The 18,844-nt window shown below is 62.6% G+C and carries 19 protein-coding genes; 17 read left to right on the top strand and 2 right to left on the bottom strand.

What is annotated here, in order from left to right:
* Positions 1–82 precede the first annotated feature (82 nt).
* Complete coding sequence (locus AC25BC_RS22540) at positions 83–1,915, bottom strand: extracellular solute-binding protein (protein WP_017995697.1); 1,833 nt, start codon at positions 1,913–1,915, stop codon at positions 83–85.
* Positions 1,916–2,227: 312 nt separating this feature from the next.
* Here AC25BC_RS22540 and mepA point away from each other — a divergent pair, with 312 nt between their 5' ends.
* The 6 genes from mepA to AC25BC_RS22510 all read left to right on the top strand — a co-directional run bounded on the left by mepA (position 2,228) and on the right by AC25BC_RS22510 (position 8,290).
* A complete protein-coding gene (gene mepA / locus AC25BC_RS22535; protein WP_017995696.1) occupies positions 2,228–3,304 on the top strand; it encodes a penicillin-insensitive murein endopeptidase in 1,077 nt (358 codons plus the stop codon).
* A 127-nt stretch (positions 3,305–3,431) separates the two neighbouring features.
* Positions 3,432–3,812 carry a methylglyoxal synthase gene (locus tag AC25BC_RS22530; protein ID WP_017995695.1) on the top strand — a complete coding sequence of 127 codons (381 nt, stop codon included), beginning with the start codon at positions 3,432–3,434 and terminating at the stop codon, positions 3,810–3,812.
* 17 nt (positions 3,813–3,829) lie between these two features.
* Positions 3,830–4,855: a glucokinase gene (locus tag AC25BC_RS22525; RefSeq protein ID WP_017995694.1), complete on the top strand. Its 1,026-nt coding sequence runs from the start codon at positions 3,830–3,832 to the stop codon at positions 4,853–4,855.
* A gap of 150 nt (positions 4,856–5,005) precedes the next feature.
* Entirely contained in the window at positions 5,006–6,793 is a 1,788-nt protein-coding gene (locus tag AC25BC_RS22520) for an ABC transporter ATP-binding protein (RefSeq protein WP_113546588.1), read from the top strand.
* Positions 6,794–6,808: 15 nt separating this feature from the next.
* Entirely contained in the window at positions 6,809–7,633 is an 825-nt protein-coding gene (gene dapB, locus AC25BC_RS22515) for a 4-hydroxy-tetrahydrodipicolinate reductase (RefSeq protein ID WP_017995692.1), read from the top strand.
* Positions 7,634–7,654: 21 nt separating this feature from the next.
* A complete protein-coding gene (locus AC25BC_RS22510; RefSeq protein WP_012759696.1) occupies positions 7,655–8,290 on the top strand; it encodes a 2,3-bisphosphoglycerate-dependent phosphoglycerate mutase in 636 nt (211 codons plus the stop codon).
* A 39-nt stretch (positions 8,291–8,329) separates the two neighbouring features.
* Here the strand turns inward: AC25BC_RS22510 and phnF are convergent, their stop codons facing one another.
* Positions 8,330–9,067 carry a phosphonate metabolism transcriptional regulator PhnF gene (gene phnF, locus AC25BC_RS22505; protein ID WP_012759695.1) on the bottom strand — a complete coding sequence of 246 codons (738 nt, stop codon included), beginning with the start codon at positions 9,065–9,067 and terminating at the stop codon, positions 8,330–8,332.
* A gap of 118 nt (positions 9,068–9,185) precedes the next feature.
* On the opposite strand from phnF, the gene phnG reads away from it, so the two are divergent.
* From phnG to phnE (AC25BC_RS22450), 11 genes are all read left to right on the top strand, one after another.
* On the top strand, positions 9,186–9,662 hold the full coding sequence (gene phnG, locus AC25BC_RS22500) for a phosphonate C-P lyase system protein PhnG (RefSeq protein WP_012759694.1): 477 nt from the start codon (positions 9,186–9,188) through the stop codon (positions 9,660–9,662).
* Entirely contained in the window at positions 9,662–10,270 is a 609-nt protein-coding gene (gene phnH / locus AC25BC_RS22495; RefSeq protein WP_012759693.1) for a phosphonate C-P lyase system protein PhnH, read from the top strand. Before phnG ends, phnH begins: the two co-directional genes overlap by 1 nt.
* A 4-nt stretch (positions 10,271–10,274) precedes the next feature.
* Complete coding sequence (locus tag AC25BC_RS22490) at positions 10,275–11,381, top strand: carbon-phosphorus lyase complex subunit (protein WP_012759692.1); 1,107 nt, start codon at positions 10,275–10,277, stop codon at positions 11,379–11,381.
* The gene (locus AC25BC_RS22485; protein WP_012759691.1) at positions 11,378–12,253 is read left to right on the top strand and encodes an alpha-D-ribose 1-methylphosphonate 5-phosphate C-P-lyase PhnJ; all 876 of its coding nucleotides are present in this window, start codon (positions 11,378–11,380) and stop codon (positions 12,251–12,253) included. Before AC25BC_RS22490 ends, AC25BC_RS22485 begins: the two co-directional genes overlap by 4 nt.
* A complete protein-coding gene (phnK, locus tag AC25BC_RS22480; RefSeq protein WP_003544413.1) occupies positions 12,250–13,026 on the top strand; it encodes a phosphonate C-P lyase system protein PhnK in 777 nt (258 codons plus the stop codon). The genes AC25BC_RS22485 and phnK overlap by 4 nt, the downstream gene beginning before the upstream one ends.
* Positions 13,027–13,052: 26 nt before the next feature.
* Entirely contained in the window at positions 13,053–13,760 is a 708-nt protein-coding gene (gene phnL / locus AC25BC_RS22475) for a phosphonate C-P lyase system protein PhnL (protein ID WP_003544411.1), read from the top strand.
* On the top strand, positions 13,757–14,374 hold the full coding sequence (locus tag AC25BC_RS22470; protein ID WP_012759689.1) for a DapH/DapD/GlmU-related protein: 618 nt from the start codon (positions 13,757–13,759) through the stop codon (positions 14,372–14,374). Before phnL ends, AC25BC_RS22470 begins: the two co-directional genes overlap by 4 nt.
* 117 nt (positions 14,375–14,491) lie before the next feature.
* The gene (phnC, locus tag AC25BC_RS22465) at positions 14,492–15,337 is read left to right on the top strand and encodes a phosphonate ABC transporter ATP-binding protein (RefSeq protein ID WP_032996508.1); all 846 of its coding nucleotides are present in this window, start codon (positions 14,492–14,494) and stop codon (positions 15,335–15,337) included.
* 86 nt (positions 15,338–15,423) lie between these two features.
* The gene (phnD, locus tag AC25BC_RS22460) at positions 15,424–16,329 is read left to right on the top strand and encodes a phosphonate ABC transporter substrate-binding protein (RefSeq protein ID WP_012759687.1); all 906 of its coding nucleotides are present in this window, start codon (positions 15,424–15,426) and stop codon (positions 16,327–16,329) included.
* A 128-nt stretch (positions 16,330–16,457) separates the two neighbouring features.
* Positions 16,458–17,417, top strand: a complete 960-nt coding sequence (gene phnE, locus AC25BC_RS22455; protein ID WP_012759686.1) for a phosphonate ABC transporter, permease protein PhnE — start codon at positions 16,458–16,460, stop codon at positions 17,415–17,417.
* Between the two features lie 7 nt (positions 17,418–17,424).
* Positions 17,425–18,768, top strand: coding sequence for a phosphonate ABC transporter, permease protein PhnE (gene phnE, locus AC25BC_RS22450; protein WP_012759685.1), 1,344 nt, complete (start codon positions 17,425–17,427; stop codon positions 18,766–18,768).
* The last annotated feature ends 76 nt before the right edge of the window (positions 18,769–18,844 follow it).

The following is an 18,844-nucleotide window of genomic DNA, read 5'->3' as shown; positions in this document are numbered from 1 at the left end:
AGCCTTCCCTTGCCGGCCCTGCCGGCTTGTCGTGATTCGCTCGTGCCATTTGGAGCCGAGGGCCCCTGCATTGCAAGCCCGCTCATTTTGCCGAGGTCGACCACCAGGCATCGGGGAAGCCAAGGCTGTAGGCCGGAAACTCGGCCGGATGCGTGACCGTGTTCCAATAGGCGATGTTATAGGTATCGCGGTAGAACAGCGGGATGACGTAGTGATTTGCAAGCAAGACCCGATCCATGGCCTTGATTGCTGCGATCTGCTCGCCGCGGTTCGGCGCGAAGATAATCATGCGAATGAGCTCATCAACGGCTTGGTTGGCAATGCCGGCATAATTGCGGGAACCCTGCTGATTGACCGAACCGGATCCCCAATAGTCGGCTTGTTCGTTGCCCGGATTCATGGTCTCCGCCCAGACATTCCAGATCATATCGTAGTCGAAGCTGCGTTCACGATTGACAGATTGCGACGCATCGACTGTCCGGATCCGCGCATCGATGCCGATTTTCCTGAGATTGTTGGCATAGGGCACCGCCCAGCGCTCCAGCATGGGGCTAGACAACAGGATCTCGAAACTCATCGGCTGGCCAGTCTTGGTATTGACCATGCGATTGCCCTTGAGCTCCCAGCCGGCTTCTTTGAAAAGCGCAATCGCCTTGCGGAGGTTGTCGCGGCTCTTTTGCGGATCGCCGCCGACGGGATTGGTATAGGGCGTGGTGAAGACTTCGGGCGGAACCTTATCCTTCATGCCCTGCAGAATTTCCAGTTCTTTACCCTGCGGCAGGCCGGAGGAGGCGAGTTCGGTATTCCAGAAATAGCTGTCGATGCGTTTGTAACTATTAAAGGCAACGGTGCGGTTCAGCTCCTCAAAATCCAGACCGTAGTTCAGCGCCTCGCGGACCCTGATGTCCTTGAAGAGGTCACGTCGCATGTTGGGCACGAGAGCTTGCATGATGCCGGTGGCGCGCAGGGGGTTTGCAACCTCCTCTTTTTTGACACGTCCTTCCTTCACCGCGGGAAAATCATATCCCGTCGCCCAGCGGGCAGCCGTGGTTTCCTGCCAGTAGTCGCTGTTGCCAGCGCGAAAGGCCTCGAACTCGACATCCCGATCACCGAAATAGGTGTAGTTGACGTTGCGGAAATTGTTCTGGCCGACATTCACATTGAGGTCCTTGCCCCAATAGTCGTCACGCAATTCATAACGGATCGTTGCGCCAGGCGAGAAGGAAGCGATCTTGTACGGCCCCGAACCCATCACGGGCTCCAGCGTCGTTTTAGAAATGTCGCGCGGCTTGCCATCCGGTCCGGGCGCTTCCCACCAATGCTTCGGCACGACCATCAACTGGCCGAGAATATTCGGCAGTTCGCGGTTGTTCTTCTCATCGAAGGTGAAGGTGACGTCACGCTCGCCGGTCTTTTCCGCTTTGACAACGTGGTGGTAATAGTTCGAGGCGAGGGGATTTAATTCCTTGGTCTTGTCCAGACTGAAGATGACGTCTTCCGGCGTGACCGGCTGACCATCCGCCCATTTTGCTTCCTTGCGCAGGCGGAAGGTCGCGCTCGAGACGTCCGCGGGAAAAGACAATCCCTCGGCAAGCAGACCGTAGGAGACGAGCAGCTCGTCGTCGGCGGGCTTCATCAACGTGTCGTAAACGAGCGTCAGGCCCACTGCCGCCTGGCCTTTGGCAAGCAGCGGGTTGAAGGTGTCGAAGGCGCCGCTTGCGGAGAGGCGCAGGTCTCCGCCTTTTGGTGCATCGGGATTGACGTGGTCGAAATGCGCAAAACCCGGCTTGTACTTCATCTCGCTGATGACCGAGCTTCCGATCTGAAAGGGCTGGTCCTGACCCGTTGCCGACATTGGCGCCAGAGCACCCGCAAGCGATAGAAACAAACCGATCTTCGACCACAGAGCCGCCATTCACGCTTTCCCCTGATTATTGATGGGTTCGACAATACGAAAAATACCGGCGAAAAACAGGAGAGAGTTTGGCTTTTGCCGGGCGCGCGCAATTTTGAGCCATCGGGACCTTTCACGGCGTCGCCTCTGCGAGCCGCCTTCGCAACATGCGGCGCAACTCGTCGACGAGGGATCGTAGGCGGCGGCACCGACGATGCGGCAATCCGCCACCACCGCTTGCCCGCACCGCCAGCCAAAACATCGATTCACCTAAATTGCTTTTCACGATAGGTTCGATCGCAAATCACTTCGGCAGCGGTTCAAGGGAACAGTATGGCTTTCGGCTTCGCTCAGGCTTTCAGGACATTCGGCAAACTGACGCTTGCCGGCGCAATCGGCGCAAGCCTTGCCGCCGACGACGTCGGCGCCCAGCAGAAGACGCCGAGCCCGGGCAGCGCCAAGGGGCAATTCGGCGCCGTCGGCCTGCCGACGCAGGGACCGGCACAGCCGATCGGTTTTTACGCAAAGGGCTGCATGACGGGTGCGGTGGCGCTGCCGACCGATGGGCCGACCTGGCAGGCGATGCGACTTTCGCGCAATCGCCGCTGGGGCAATCCGGCGATGATCGCGCTGCTCGAACGTCTTTCTGAGGACGGGGTCAAATATGCCGGCTGGCCGGGCATTCTCGTCGGCGACATTGCGCAGCCGCGTGGTGGGCCGATGCTGAACGGCCATGCCTCGCACCAGATCGGTCTTGATGCCGACATCTGGTTTACGCCGATGCCCACGCGCCGCATGACGGCCGAGGAGCGCCAGGATCTGCCCTTCACCACCATGCTGCAGAAGGGCAAGTTCCTGACCGTCGACCCCAAGGTGTGGACGCAGTCGCACGCGCGGCTGCTGATGCTGGCGGCAAGCTATCCCGAGGTGGAGCGTATCTTCGTCAATCCGGCGATCAAGAAGAAGATGTGCGATACGTGGACCGGCGACCGCACCAATCTTGGCAAGCTCCGGCCGGAATATGGCCATGACTCGCATTTCCACATCCGCATCAAGTGCCCGCCAGGAGCCAAGGGATGCACGCCGCAGGCCCCGGTCGTTGCCGGCGACGGCTGCGACAAGTCACTCGCCTGGTGGTTCACGCCGGCGCCCTGGGCACCGCCGAAACCGCCGAAGCCCGGCGCCAAGCCGCCGCAGCCGCCGCGCGAGATGATGGTCTCCGACCTGCCCAAGGCCTGCGCCGCCGTGCTCGATGCTACTTCCGCCGCCTCGATGCAGGCCGCCACCTATGGCGGACCTTCCGCCGCCAGCGCACTCACCGCCGCGCCGGCCGCAGCGCCTGCCGCCGACGCCGATGGCGCTCTGCCCGATGTCGGCCCGGTTCCGAACGACAAGCCGGCGATACAATGATCGAGGTCATGGGACCGCGCCTTCAGACCAAACCCGGGGACGGAGACCCCGAATGCGCTGTCTTTCAAATCGGAAATTCTTGGTATAAAGCGGTCAAATCGATTGAATTGTTCGGGCGGAGAGGTTGATGGCCGGCGGCAAATGCCTTGCATTGATTGCGCATGACCAGAAGAAAGACGATATGGCGGATTTCGCCCGCGCCCACAGGGACGTTCTCTCCCGTTGGAAGATCGTCGCCACCGGCACCACCGGCGGGCGCGTGCTCGACGCTGCCCCCGACCTCAACGTCACCAGGCTGAAAAGCGGGCCGCACGGCGGCGACCAGCAGATCGGCGCCTTGATTTCGACCGGCGAGGTCGACGCCCTGATCTTCTTCGTCGACCCTTTGACGCCGATGCCGCACGATGTCGACGTGAAGGCGCTGATGCGGCTGGCGATCGTCTATGATATTCCGATGGCGCTCAACCACGCGACCGCTATAAAACTTCTTCCCACACTCGAAGCCTGATCAGCACGGAACCGGCCATGCCAAAACTGAACAACAGCACCGCTCCGATGCCTTTCCCGATCCTGATCGGCGATATCGGCGGCACGAATGCCCGCTTCTCCGTCCTGAGCGATGCCTATGCCGAGCCGAAGCAGTTTCCGAACGTGCGCACGGCGGATTTCGCCACGATCGACGAAGCGATCCAGCAAGGCGTTCTCGACAAGACCGCCGTGCAGCCGCGCTCGGCGATCCTCGCCGTCGCCGGCCCGATCAGCGACGACGAGATCCCGCTGACCAATTGCGACTGGGTGGTGCGGCCGAAGACGATGATCGAGGGCCTCGGCATAGAGGATGTGCTCGTCGTCAACGATTTCGAGGCGCAGGCGCTGGCGATCGCCGCGCTTTCGGATGAAAACCGCGAGCGCATCGGCGACGCCACCGGCGACATGATCGCCTCCCGCGTCGTGCTCGGACCCGGCACCGGCCTCGGCGTCGGCGGGCTCGTGCATGCCCAGCACAGCTGGATCCCGGTTCCCGGCGAAGGCGGCCATGTCGATCTCGGACCGCGCAGTAAGCGCGACTATGACATCTTCCCGCATATCGAGACGATCGAAGGCCGCGTTTCGGCCGAGCAGATCCTCTGCGGCCGCGGCCTCGTCAACCTCTACCATGCCATCTGCATTGTCGACGGCATCCAGCCGACGATGAAGGATCCGGCCGACATCACCTCGCACGCGCTTGCCGGCAGCGACAAGGCGGCCATCGAGACTGTCTCGCTGTTTGCCACCTATCTCGGCCGCGTGGCGGGCGACATGGCGATGGTGTTCATGGCGCGCGGCGGAGTCTATCTCTCCGGCGGCATCTCGCAGAAGATCATCCCGGCGCTAAAGAGACCGGAATTCCGCATCGCCTTCGAGGACAAGGCACCGCATACGGCGCTGCTTCGCACCATCCCGACCTATGTGGTGACGCATCCGCTGGCAGCGCTCGCTGGGCTTTCCTCCTATGCGCGCATGCCGGCGAATTTCGGCGTCTCGACCGAGGGCCGCCGCTGGCGCCGTTAGGCCCGGCACGCAAAGCAAATAGAGCGTCCTTGGCGCGTCCTATCCGGGCGCGCGGCGCTCTAGCCAAACCGCTCCCAACTCTTTATAGACCCCGGCAAATGTGCGCGTCGCCTTCGCGGGGCGCTTGGTCCGAGACAGGAAACCTCATTTTTGGAAGCGGCGGAAAGCAGAACGCAGAGCGTCAGCAGCGATACCGTAACCGGCATCCTGAAGCGCATCATCGCTGAAAACGGCCGCGACCATCTGTGGGGCTATGTCTTTGCGATCGCCTGCCTCATCGTGGTGGCGCTTTCGACGGCGTTCACCGCCTGGATCATGCGAGCGATCATCGACGAGGCCTTCGCCAATCGGCGCGCCGACGTCGTCTGGATCATCTGTCTTTCGATCTTCATCGCCTTCGTGCTGCGCGGTTTTGCGAGCTACGGTCAGGCGGTGGCGCTGTCCAAGGTCGGCAACGATATCGTCGCCCGCTACCAGCGCCGGCTCTATGCGCATCTGATGACGCTTTCGGTCGGCTTCTTCAGCGAGGCGCGCTCTGCCCATATCGCCGCGCAGGTGAGCCAGAACGTCAGCGGCATCCGCGACGTGCTCAACCTGACGATCACCTCGACAGTGCGCGACCTGCTGACCTTCGTTTCGCTGCTCGCCGTGATGATCCTCCAGGATCCGCTGCTCAGCCTTGCCGTGTTCATCATGGCCCCGCCGCTGCTTTATGCGCTGCGTTATGTTTCCAAGCGGCTGCGCTCGGCGACGCGCGAGGCCGTGCATCTGAACAGCCACGTTCTCGGCGCCATGCAGGAAACGATCCAGGGTATCGCCATCGTGAAAGCCTTCACGATGGAAGAAGAACTGGAAGGCAAGGTCAACAAACTCATCAAGGGCGCCGAAAGCCGGGCGAACCGGATTGCCCGGCTTTCCGAACGCACTTCTCCTCTGACGGAAAGTTTCGCGGGCTTTGCCGTCGCCAGCGTGCTTGCCTATGCCGCCTACCGCTCGATCTATAACAATGTGCCGCCAGGCGCCTTCTTCTCCTTCGTCACGGCGCTGCTGCTTGCCTATGATCCGGCCCGCCGGCTTGCCCGCCTGCAGGTGCAGATGGAGCGCGCCGTCGTCAATGCGCGGATGATCTATGAATTGCTCGACATGGAACCGCGCCAGCGCGACCTGCCGGATGCCCGGCCGCTGACGGTGACGCAGGCAAGGATCGAATTCCGCAATGTGTCCTTCGCCTACGGCAATGAGAGCGTGCTCAGCGGCGTCAGTTTCATCGCCGAGGGCGGTGCGACCACCGCACTTGTCGGTCCCTCCGGCGCCGGCAAATCCACCGTCATCAGCCTCATTCCGCGCTTCTACGATCCGCGCGAGGGCGAGATCCTCATCGACGGGCAGGACATCGCCCACATCACCAAGAAGTCGCTGCGCCAGCAGCTCGCCTATGTCTCGCAGCAGCCCTACCTGTTCGAGGGCACGATCCGCGACAATATCCGCTATGGCCGGCCGGAAGCGACCGATGCCGAGGTGGAAGAAGCGGCGCGGCTTGCCTATGCGCATGACTTCATCTCAGCACAGCCGCAGGGTTACGAGACGGCGGTCGGCGAAAACGGCGTGACGCTTTCCGGCGGCCAGCGCCAGCGGCTGTCGATCGCACGCGCCCTGGTGCGCAATGCGCCGATCCTGCTTCTCGACGAGGCGACCTCGGCCCTCGACACCGAATCCGAAGCAGCCGTGCAGAAGGCGCTCGACGAAGCGATGAGCGGACGCACCGTCGTCGTCATCGCCCACCGGCTTTCGACCGTGGTGCGCGCCGACAAGATCGTCGTCATGCAGCAGGGCCGCGTCGTCGAGGAAGGCAATCACGAGACGCTTGCGAAGGTCAGCGACGGTCTTTACGCTCGCCTCAACAATCTGCAGAGGCCTTCGGCCTCCGATTCAAACTGACCTGGCGAGACTGACATGAGCGATGCTGCGATGAAACTGGTGGTAGTTGGCGCAGCCGGACGCATGGGGCAGACGCTGATCCGGCTCATCCATTCCATCGAACGTGTCACGCTACATGCCGCGGTCGAGCGTGCCGGCTCGCCCTTCGTCGGCAAGGATGCCGGCGAGATCGCCGGTCTCGGCCCGACCGGCGTCATCATCGGCGACGATCCGCTCAATGCCTTTCTCGATGCCGAAGGCGTGCTCGACTTCACCTCGCCCGCTGCAACAGTAGAATTCTCAGGCCTCGCCGCGCAGGCCCGCATCGTCCATGTCATTGGCACGACGGGCTGTTTACCCGACGACAATGCCAAGATCGCCGCAGCGGCCCGCCATGCCCGCATCGTCAAGTCGGGCAATATGAGCCTCGGGGTCAATCTGCTCAGCGTGCTCGCAGAGCAGGCAGCGCGTGCGCTCGATCCTGATGACTGGGATATCGAGATCCTGGAAATGCACCACAAGCACAAGGTGGATGCGCCTTCCGGCACCGCCCTTCTGTTCGGCGAGGCCGCGGCAAAGGGGCGCAGCATCGATCTGGCCGCGAAGTCGGTCCGGGTGCGCGACGGCCATACCGGCGCCCGTGAAGCGGGCACGATCGGCTTTGCGACGCTGCGCGGCGGCTCCGTCATCGGCGAGCATTCCGTGCTTTTTGCCGGCGAAGGTGAAATCGTCACCCTATCGCACAGTGCGGCCGACCGCTCTATCTTCGCGCGTGGCGCCATCAAGGCGGCCCTTTGGGCACGCGACAAGAAGCCGGGTCTCTATTCCATGCTCGACGTGCTCGGGCTTTCTTCCTCATAACGATACTACGGAGGCATATTCATGAGCGGTACCCTCGTCCTCGTTCGCCACGGCCAGAGTGACTGGAACCTGAAGAATCTCTTCACCGGCTGGAAGGATCCCGATCTGACCGAGCTCGGCGTCCAGGAAGCTAATGCAGGCGGGGCTGCGCTCGCCGAATACGGGATTAAATTCGACGTCGCCTATACCTCGGTGCTGGTGCGCGCGCAGCACACGCTGAAGCTCATCCTCGACAAGGTCGGCCAGCCCGATCTCCAGACGATCCGAGACCAGGCGCTGAACGAGCGCGACTACGGCGACCTCTCCGGCCTCAACAAGGATGATGCACGCGCCAAGTGGGGCGAGGAACAGGTGCATATCTGGCGCCGTTCCTATGACGTGCCGCCTCCCGGCGGTGAAAGCCTGCGCGACACCGGCGCCCGCGTCTGGCCCTACTACCTCACCGAAATCCTGCCGCGCGTCCTCAGAGGCGAAAAGGTGCTGGTTGCCGCACACGGCAATTCGCTGCGCTCGCTGGTGATGGTGCTCGACAAGCTGAGCAAAGAAGGCGTGCTCGCCCTCAATCTCGCCACCGGCGTGCCCATGGTCTACACGCTGAAGGCGGATTCCACCGTCGCTTCCAAGGAAGTGCTCGGCGACATGTCCGGCGCACATTGATCTCAGCTGATCTTTCCCCGCTTCGGCGGGGAAAGGCGCTCAATTCTCGATGGTGAACTGTACCCGGTCGGCCGCGAAGCGGCTGATCGAATATTGCACCGGCACACCTTCAAGATCGGTATTCATCGCCTTGGCGATCAGCAGGATCGCGCCGGGAGTGAGTTCGAGGTCGGCCATATCGGCTGCACTCGCATGGGCGGCCGTCACTTCGGTCGTCGCCCGGACATAATCCGGCAGGCCGAGTTCGGCGAAAGCCTTGGTGATCGATTCCGCCGTCCGGTAAGCCGCACCGATACCGGCAAAGCGTTCGGCGGGAAACCAGCTCGTCGCCCTTGAAACCGGCCGCTTGTCTGCCTGGCGCAGCGTTTCCAGGCGGATCACCTGATCTCCTTGCTTCAGGCCCAGCCAGCGGGCGATCTCGGCACTCGCTTCCTCCTTTGCCTCATCGAGCAGAAGGCCGCGCATTTCACGCGCCTGATCGCCGATGCCGGCGGTGAAACGCGTGCGCCGCGTGATCGGGAAATTCAGCCGCTCCTTGCGCTCGATCAGCGTGCCGCGACCTTGTACCGCGCGGACGATACCCTCCTGCGCCAGCGCCGCCAGCGCACTGCGCACGGTATGCCGGTTGACGCCAAATTGCAGCGCCAGCATGGTTTCCGGCGGCACCATTCCCGTTTCGTCATAGGCGCCGCTGCTGATCGCCTCGCGAATCCGATCGGCGATCTGGCGCCAGAGCGCCACGCCGGTTTGCCTTTGCACCTGCTTCAATCCCGCCATTCCGCCCCTGCCCACCCATTTACACTCACGATGTCACACGCTTGTCACGACATCGATTTAGAGCTAAATGTATCTTGTATGGTTGTCTATATCAATAGACATTTTAAGGGAAGCGGCGATGATATCAGCTGACAGCAAAGCCCCTGCGTCACAGACGGCATCCGGGCGCAAACGCGCCGCCGATCTGCTGGCGCGCGCGGAACGCAGCGAACTCTTGGCGGTCTTCGATGCGTTGCCGGAAAAGCCTGTGGCTCATCAGGTGCGCGGACCGGAGACCGGGCTGGTGATGGTGCGCGGACGCATCGGCGGCGGCGGCGCTCCCTTCAATCTTGGCGAAGTGACGGTGACGCGGGCGACGGTCCGGCTCGACTCCGGTTCGGTCGGCCATGCGCAGGCGCTCGGCACCGACCGCGAGAAGGCCAGGCTTGCGGCGATCTTCGACGCGCTCTGGCAGGAGGAAGCGACGAAGGACTTCGTCGAACAGGCCCTGCTTTTGCCGATCACTGAGCGGATCGCCGATGCCGAACGCCGCAAGGCGGACGAGACGGCGGCAACCCGCGTCGATTTCTTCACCATGGTGCGGGGAGACAACTGATGGGCCTGAAGACAGAAGCTTTGACCGGCGGCTTTGCCGAGCCGGTCTTCCATGCCCAAAGCGTCTTCAAGATGCTGATGGACGGTATGGCCCGCCCCGGCACGATCCAGACTGTTCAGCCCGATGTCGCTCCGCCGGCACCGCTCGGCATCGCCGCCGGCACGATCGCGCTGACGCTTTGCGACCACGACACACCCGTCTGGCTTTCCCAGGGACTGGCGAAATCGGCCGTGCCGGAGTGGCTCGGCTTCCACACCGGCGCGCCGTTGACCAGCGAAAAGGCCGAGGCGCGTTTTGCCTTCACCGAGGCCGGCACCGCACTTTCCTCCTTCGGCCTCTTTGCATCCGGCACGCAGGAATATCCCGACCGCTCGACGACCCTCATCATCGAGCTCGCCGAACTTGAGGGCGGCCGCAGGCTGGCGCTGATGGGTCCGGGCATCCAGAGCGTAGCGGAGATGACGCCTATCGGCCTGCCGGAGACTTTCCTGCGGCTCTGGACTGAGAACCGTGCGCTCTTTCCGCGCGGCGTCGACATCGTGCTGACATCGGGCAGACGTTTCCTCTGCCTGCCGCGCACCACCAAGATCACAGCAACGGAGATCTGAGCTCATGTATGTTGCCGTCAAGGGTGGCGAGGCCGCCATCGCCAATGCCCACCGCCTGCTCGCCGACCGCCGCCGCGGCGACCGTTCGCTGCCGGCGATCGGCATCGAACAGATCGTGGCGCAGCTGGCGCTCGCCGTCGACCGTGTCATGGCCGAGGCCTCGCTTTTCGATCGCACGCTCGCAGCCCTTGCCATCCGCCAATCGCGCGGTGACATGATCGAGGCGATCTTCCTGCTGCGCGCCTACCGAACGACGCTGCCGCGTTTCGGCTATTCGAAGCCGCTCGACACGGCTGATATGACGATCGAACGCCGCATCTCGGCGACCTACAAGGATCTGCCGGGCGGCCAGCTTCTTGGGCCTACCTTCGACTATACCCACCGCCTGCTCGATCCCTCGCTACTTTCGGACGAGGCGGTCGAGACGCCCGCTCAGCGCGCCGCCGAGACCGGCCGCGTCATGCGCGTCTCCGAGATCCTCGGCGAGGAAGGCCTGATCGAGGCCGACGGCGACATGCCGGAAGACCACGAGATCGGCGACTTGACCCGCGAGCCGATGGAATTCCCGATGACCCGCGATCTGCGCCTGCAGGCGCTTGCCCGCGGCGACGAGGGCTTCCTGCTGGCGCTCGGTTATTCCACCCAGCGCGGCTACGGCCGCAACCACCCCTTCACCGGTGAAATCCGCATCGGCGACGTCGAGGTGGAATTCGACGTGCCGGAACTCGGTTTCGCCGTCTCGCTCGGCACGATCCAGATCACCGAATGCCAGATGGTCAACCAGTTCAAGGGTTCGGCCAAGGCGCCGCCGCAATTCACCCGCGGCTACGGCCTGGTCTTCGGCCAGAGCGAGCGCAAGGCGATGGCGATGTCGCTGGTCGACCGGGCGCTTCGCGCCGAAGAGCTCGGCGAGGATATCACCGCACCGGCACAGGATGAGGAATTCGTTATCTCGCACTCCGACAACGTCCAGGCGACGGGCTTCGTCGAGCACCTGAAGCTTCCGCATTATGTGGACTTCCAGGCCGAACTCGATCTCGTCCGCCGTATGCGCCGCGAATTCGAAGCCGCCCGCAACGGTGGCGAAGACATGAAGGAAGCCGCCGAATGACCGATCTGGCCAGCTACAACTTCGCCTATCTCGACGAACAGACCAAGCGGATGATCCGCCGCGCCATCCTGAAGGCGATCGCCATTCCGGGTTACCAGGTGCCCTTCGCCTCGCGCGAAATGCCGATGCCCTATGGCTGGGGCACCGGCGGCGTGCAGGTGACGGCCTCGATCATCGGACCCGATGACGTGCTGAAGGTCATCGACCAGGGCGCCGACGACACGACCAACGCCGTTTCCATCCGCGCCTTCTTCCAGAAGGTCGCCAATGTCGCGGTGACGACGCATACCAAGGATGCGACGATCATCCAGACGCGCCACCGCATTCCCGAAGAAAAGCTCGGGGTCGGGCAGGTGCTCGTCTACCAGGTGCCGATCCCCGAGCCGCTGCGCTTCCTCGAGCCGCGCGAAACCGAGACGCGCAAGATGCACGCTCTCGAAGAATACGGCCTCATGCATGTGAAGCTGTACGAGGATATCGCCCATAACGGCCGCATCTCACGGACTTACGCCTATCCGGTGAAGGTCCACGGCCGCTATGTCATGGACCCGTCGCCGACGCCGAAATTCGACAATCCGAAGATGCATATGTCGGATGCGCTGCAGCTCTTCGGCGCCGGGCGCGAGAAACGCATCTATGCGGTTCCGCCCTATACCGACGTCGTCAGCCTGGATTTCGAGGATTATCCCTTCGATATCCAGCGTTTCGATAAACCCTGCGCCCTTTGCGGTGCGGAGGAAGTCTATCTCGACGAGGTGGTTCTCGACGACAAGGGCGGGCGGATGTTCGTCTGCTCCGACACCGATCATTGCGAAGACCGCCGCGCGCACGGACATGCCGGCGAGATGCTGGCCCGGGAGGCTGCAGAATGAGTGATACCCCGCTTCTCAAAGTTCACGACGTTTCAAAATTCTACGGCAACCGCATCGGCTGCCGCGACGTCTCCTTCGAGCTCTGGCCCGGCGAAGTGCTCGCCATCGTCGGCGAGTCCGGCTCCGGTAAGACGACGCTGCTCAACTGCCTCTCCACCCGGCTGCTGCCGAGCACCGGCAGCGTCGAATATCACATGCGCGACGGCAGCTACCGCGATCTCTACCGCATGAACGAGGCCGAGCGACGTTTCCTGATGCGCACCGACTGGGGCTTCGTGCATCAGAACCCGGCAGACGGCCTGCGCATGACCGTTTCTGCCGGCGCCAATGTCGGCGAACGGTTGATGGCGATCGGCGACCGGCATTACGGCAAGATCCGCGCTTCAGCGATCGACTGGCTCGAACGCGTCGAGATCGACGCCGACCGCATCGACGACCAGCCGCGCGCCTTTTCCGGCGGCATGCGCCAGCGATTGCAGATCGCCCGCAACCTCGTCACCGGCCCGCGCCTCGTCTTCATGGACGAGCCGACCGGCGGCCTCGACGTCTCGGTGCAGGCGCGCCTGCTCGATCTCGTGCGCGGCCTCGTCAACGATCTCGGCCTCTCGGCCATCATCGTCACCCACGATCTCGCCGTCGCCCGCCTGCTTTCGCACCGGATGATGGTGATGAAGGACGGCTACGTCATCGAACACGGGCTCACCGACCGCGTGCTCGACGACCCGCGCGAACCCTATACGCAGCTGCTCGTCTCCTCGATCCTGCAAGTCTGAGGCCCAAAACCAAGGAAGAAGAAATCATGGCAACGCCCCTCGTCGTTTCCGAAGTCTCGAAGAGCTTCACCATGCATCTGCGCGATGGCATCAAGTTGCCCGTCGTCTCCGATGTCGCCTTCTCGGTCGCATCGGGCGAATGCGTCGTGCTCGGTGGCCCATCGGGCATCGGCAAGAGCTCGCTGCTCAAGATGATCTACGGCAATTATGCCGTCGACACCGGCCAGATCCTCATCCGCCACGACGGACGCATCGTCGATCTCGCCTCCACCGATCCGCGCACCGTGCTCAACGTCCGCCGCAATACGCTCGGCTATGTCAGCCAGTTCCTGCGCACCGTGCCGCGCGTCGCGGCGATCGACGTGGTTGCCGAACCGCTGGTGGCACGCGGTGAGGACGCCGTCACGGCACGGGAAAAGGCGGGCGCCCTGCTCGCCAGGCTCAATCTGCCGGAAACGCTCTGGCAGCTTCCGCCCGCCACCTTCTCCGGCGGCGAGCAGCAACGCGTCAACATCGCGCGCGGTTTCATCACTGAGCATACGATCCTGCTTCTCGACGAACCCACAGCCTCGCTCGACGCCAGGAACCGCGCCGTCGTCGTCGGCATGATCGCGGAAAAGAAGAAGGCGGGTGTGGCCCTTCTCGGCATCTTCCACGACGAAGAAGTGCGCGAAGCCGTCGCCGACCGCATCCTCGACGTCCAGCAATTCTCACCCAGAAAGATCGCCGCATGAGCCGCAAGCTGGGTATCGAGCCCTATTTTCATGAGACGGCAACCGTCAGCGATTCCACCTTCGGGCGCTATACCGAGGTTTCCGAACGCTGCCGCATCAGCGAGGCCACGTTCGGCGACTATTCCTACATCATGCAGGATGGTTCCGTCTGGTGTGCGACGATCGGCAAATTCGTCAATATCGCCGCCGCCGTGCGCATCAACGCCACCAACCATCCGACCTGGCGCGCGACGCTGCATCATTTTACCTATCGCGCCGCCGACTACTGGCCGGACGGCGACATGGAGACGGACTTCTTCGCCTGGCGGCGGGCAAACCGCGTGACGATCGGCAACGACGTCTGGATAGGCCACGGGGCGACGATCCTGCCCGGCGTCAACGTCGGCAACGGCGCGGTGATCGGAGCCGGCGCCGTCGTGTCTAAGGACGTCGCGCCCTATGCGATCGTCGGCGGCGTACCGGCCAAACTCATCCGCGAGCGCTTTCCAAGAGAGGTCGGCGAACGGATGGACAGGCTTGCGTGGTGGGACTGGGAGCACGACCGGCTGCGCCAGGCACTCCAGGATTTCCGCAACCTGAACGCGGAAGATTTCCTGTCCCGTTACCACGGTTAAACCCCCGATATAGGGGCGGAGAATTGTGACAGGACTTACACAAAAACGACATGCGAGGTTCATCAAGCGGGACTAATGCGATGCTGACCAAAGCCTGGATCGCAAGGGAAGAGCATGATGTTCGAGCTGAAGAATGTCACACGTCGTTTCGGAAAAAAGCTCGCCGTCGATTCCGTCACGCTCGCCATTCCCCAGGGCCAGATGGTCGGCATCATCGGCCGCTCCGGCGCCGGCAAGTCGACGCTGCTGCGCATGATCAATCGCCTTCAGGAGCCGAGCTCCGGCTCCGTTCATTTCGCCGGTGTCGAGGTCTCCGGGCTTCGCGGCCAGGCGTTGCGCAACTGGCAGCGCGACTGCGCGATGATCTTCCAGCAGTTCAACCTGGTGCCGCGCCTCGACGTTCTCACCAATGTCATGCTCGGCCGCCTCAACCACCGCTCGACGCTGATGAGCCTGCTCAACATCTTCACCCGCGAGGAACGTGTGCATGCCATCGCGGCACTCGAACGTCTCGGCATCGAGCAGACGGCGCTGCAGGCAGCCGGCACGCTTTCCGGCGGCCAGCAGCAGCGCGTGGCGATCGCCCGGGCGCTGTTGCAGAACCCGAAAATGGTTCTCGCCGACGAGCCGATCGCCTCTCTCGACCCGCTGAACGCCAAGATCGTCATGGATGCGTTGCGCGACATCAACGAGCGCGAGGGCATCACCGTCATCACCAACCTTCACACGCTCGACACCGCCCGCAACTATTGTGAGCGCATCGTCGGCATGGCCGGCGGCCGCGTCGTCTTCGACGGCAAGCCCGCGGAACTGACCGCCGAAGCGGTGAAGGAGATCTACGGGACGGACAAGGACGGCGCCGGCATCGATGAAACGGTGACCTCGACATCAATCAATATCGCCCCTGAGCGGGCAGACAATCAATCCGCCGGCACACAGCCGCTGGCGCTGGCCGGCCTCTGAGAGAGGCAGCCGCGATCGAGCGCCCGCGTCAAGGGCACACTTCTTCGTAACGGGAAGGCCGGGGACACCGGTCAATAGGAGAGAACATGTTGAAGAAAGCACTCTTTGCGGCAACGGCGCTCTTCGCGCTCGCCGGCGCTGCCCACGCTGCAGACCTCAAGGAATTCCGCATCGGCATCCTCGGCGGCGAAAACGAAACCGACCGCCTGCGCAACTATGCCTGCCTTGCCGACCACCTGAAACAGGAATTCGGCTTCGAGAAGGTTTCGCTCTTCCCGGCCGCCGACTATGACGGCGTGATCCAGGGCCTGCTCGGTGGCACGCTCGACTTCGCCGAACTCGGCGCCTCCGGCTATGCCGCCGTCTACATCAAGGAGCCGAAGGCTGTCACGCCGATCCTGACGACGCAGCAGAAGGACGGCTCGACGGGCTATTACTCGATCGGCCTCGCTCTGAAGTCCTCCGGCATCAAGTCCATCAAGGACGCCAAGGGCAAGAAGCTCGGCTACGCCGATCCTGATTCCACCTCCGGTTACCTCGTTCCGCTGACGCAGATCCCGAAGGACACGGGCATGCCGAACGACAAGTTCTTCGCCTCGACCCAGTTCAACGGCGGCCACGAGAACAACCTTCTCGCTGCCTATGACGGCAAGGTCGACATTGCCGTCGACGATAGCTCCGGCATCGGCGACTTCAAGGACGGCTACACCTCCGGTACCTTCCGCAAGGAAGTCGACAAGGGCGCCGTCGATCCGAACAAGCTGGTCGAAGTATGGCGTTCGCCGCTGATCCCGAACGGCCCGCTCGTCGTTCGCAACGCTCTCGGCGAAGAGTGGCAGACGAAGCTTGCAGCCTTCTTCACGGCTCTGCCGGAAAAGGACCACAAGTGCTTCGCCGCTGTCGAAGGCGGCGACTACAAGGGTTACGCCCCCGTCAAGCACGACTTCTACAATGCCGTCGTCGACGTCCGCAAAGCTGCCATCGGCGGCTGATGGGGTTTTTCGAATGCAGGGCGGCCGGAAACGGCCGCCCTTTATCTTGTGACTAGAACTGTGCGCGTCCTTTCGAGAGCCGCAAAGGACGCTGAAGCACTTTGAATTGCGCAGTAGGCGAGGCGTTGATGACTATTGCCAATACACAGCCGCAGATGCAGAGCACCAAGGAGATCGGCACCGCCTGGGACCGGATGGTCGCCAAGCGCCGCTTCTATACCGTTCTCGGCCTGGTTATCCTGATTGCGGCTTTCGTCAGCTCTGTCCGCTTCGCCGATGAGAGCAATGCCGGCCATTTCTTCGACCGCCTGCCGCATCTCTTCGACTTCCTGAGCTGGCTCATCCCCAAGGATTGGCACGACGTCTGGCGCGCGCTGTTTGATATAGCGAGCGTCAACGACAAGGGCGGCGAGGAATTCAATTTCGACAGGGGCCGCGTCTATGTCTGGGGCGCCTTCTACATTCCCGAATATTTCGAGCTAATGATCGTCACGATCAACGTCGCGTTGATTTCGACCATCATCGCCTTCGTCTTTGCCGTCCCCTTGAGCTTCTTTGCCGCTCGCAACCTGACAAATTCATGGCCGCTGCGCATCGTCACCAAGCGGCTGATGGAATTCCTGCGCGCCTTCCCGGAAATCGTCATTGCCGGGCTGTTTTCGGCGATCCTGTCGATCGGGCCGGTCGCCGCCATCATCGCCATCACCCTGCACACGATCGGCGCGCTCGGAAAACTCTTCTACGAAGTGGCCGAGAATATCGACATGAAGCCGCATGAGGGCATGAAGGCCGTCGGCGCCAACTGGTGGGAGCGTATCCGCTTTGCCGCCCTGCCGCAGGTGTTGCCGAATTTCACCTCCTATGCGCTGCTGCGCCTTGAGATCAACGTGCGCGCCTCGACCATCATCGGCGCCGTCGGCGGCGGCGGCATCGGCGAGGAGCTGAAGCTTTCGATTTCGCGCGGCTTCGGCGCCAAGACGGTGGCGCTCGTTCTCCTGCTGTTCGTGACGATCGTCGCCGTCGACCAGTTCTCCGCATGGCTGCGCCGCCGCCTTGTCGGCGAGCACGCCTTCCTCCTGCAACATTGAGGCCGCCATGACGGTGATCGACGCAAACCGCATGCACGAGATAGAAACGCGCTATCCGGAATATTTCCACCGGTCGTTCCGCCAGCGTTTCGGCGGGCTGATGATCCTCATCGCAACGCTGCTCTACAGCCTCTATGCCGTCTGGTTCTTCGACTTGCCCAAGCTTTTCGCCGAAGCGCATTGGGAGCGCGTCGGCATCTATCTCAGCCAATGGGTGAGCTACGATGTCCAGCCGGAATTCCGCATCGAGGATGACGGCTCGATCGACATCCGTTATCCGCGTTTCTCGCCGCTCGGCGACAATCCGCATCCGGACTGGCTGGTCAACAACCCCGACGGCAGCATCACCGTTTCGATCAGCGGCACCAGCCGCAGCGTCACCGTCTCGAAGAGCGAGACGATCGTGACCGCGCATGGCGTCAGCGTCCCGGTGGACGTTTCGAGCGGTGCGCCGAAAGTCGTCGGACCCGTGCCCGGCTGGATGACTGTTTATGACGACAACGTGCTGGCCGATCTCGGCTTTGCCGGCAATGTCAGCATTTCCGTCGACCGGGTGAAGATCCGCAAACGTTTCATCGGCTGGGCGAATTTCATCTTCGACACGCAATCATCCTTCTTCGACAAGCCGGTCGGCGAGGTCGTCAGCCTCATCGTCTCCGGTCCGCGCATCAAGCCCGACCAATCCAACCTGTCGCTCGCCTTCGACGATATTTGGAACAACAGCGAATGGCAGCACGGCGACGTCTGGACCAAGCTTTTCCAGACGATCGTCATGGCATTCCTCGGCACGCTGCTCGGCTCGCTTACCGCCTTCCCGCTCGCCTTCCTGGCAGCGCGCAACATCACGCCGAACCGCCTGTTGAACCAGATCCTGAAGCGCTTCTTCGATTTCCTGCGCTCGGTCGACATGCTGATCTGGGCGCTGTTCCTGACGCGCGCCTTCGGGCCCGGCCCGCTTGCCGGCAGCGGTGCGATCTTCCTCACCGAGACCGGCACGCTCGGCAAGCTCTATTCCGAAGGCCTCGAGAATATCGACAACAAGCCGCGGGAAGGCATCAAATCAACAGGCGCTCAGACCGTGCTCGTGCATCGTTATGGCATTATGCCGCAGATCGTTCCCGTCTTCGTCAGCCAGACGCTCTACCAATGGGAATCGAACGTGCGCGGCGCGACTATTATCGGCGCTGTCGGCGCCGGCGGCATCGGCCTCAAACTGTGGGAGGCCATGCGCACCAATGCCAATTGGGAAAACGTCGCCTACATGGTCATTCTGATCCTGATCGTCGTCTTCATTTTCGACACCGCCTCGAACGCGTTGCGCCACCGGCTGATGGGCACGAAAGCCCACTGATCCATCCGTCAAAGCAGTGTCGGCGTTGCCGCCATCATCATTCTGTCACGGAAATCTTTTAGCCGGGAGCCTGCTT

The organism is Rhizobium sp. WSM409 (assembly GCF_057653825.1).
The sequence above is the reverse complement of the archived record's forward strand: the minus strand, read 5'-3'. Positions and strand labels throughout refer to the sequence as shown.